This window comes from Neorhizobium sp. BETTINA12A (genome assembly GCF_023006485.1).
In the GTDB taxonomy this organism is placed as follows: domain Bacteria; phylum Pseudomonadota; class Alphaproteobacteria; order Rhizobiales; family Rhizobiaceae; genus Neorhizobium.
Genome location: NZ_JALBGW010000369.1, coordinates 1 through 514, shown reverse-complemented (window position 1 = coordinate 514; position 514 = coordinate 1). Strand labels below are relative to the sequence as shown.

The 514-nt window shown below is 67.1% G+C and carries 1 protein-coding gene; it reads left to right on the top strand.

Annotated features, from left to right (window positions below):
- The coding region (locus MOV61_RS30210; protein ID WP_247139215.1) for a cobaltochelatase subunit CobN at positions 1 to 514 on the top strand (514 nt) is incomplete at both ends.

Genomic DNA, 514 nt, shown 5'->3' with positions numbered 1-514 from the left:
GCCTTTCTCTGCGATCTCAAGGACTTTTCGATCAAGGACGGCCAGCACGTCTTCGGGCAGGTGGCACCCGGCGATGACGATCCGCTGCGCATTCAAAGCGCCGAAACCGAACGACAGGCCTTGCTCGACGCGCTGGACGGAAAACATATCCGTCCCGGCCCATCCGGCGCCCCGGCGCGCGGTAGGCGCGACGTCATGCCGACCGGCCGCAATCTCTTCGCCAGCGATCCACGCACCCTGCCGACGCCGACCGCCTTCGAACTTGGCAAACGTGCGGCCGATGAAATCCTGCGGCGTTATCTCCAGGATCACGGCGACTGGCCGAAAAGCCTCGTCTTCGACCTCTGGGGTAGCGCGTCCCTGCGCAGCGGCGGCGAGGAAGTCGCCCAGATCCTGGCGCTGATGGGGGCGAGACCCGTGCAGGATACGGCGACAGGCCGTGTCACCGGCATCGAAGTCCTGCCGCCGGCAGCGCTCGGCCGCCCGCGCGTCGACGTGACGCTGAGGATCTCCG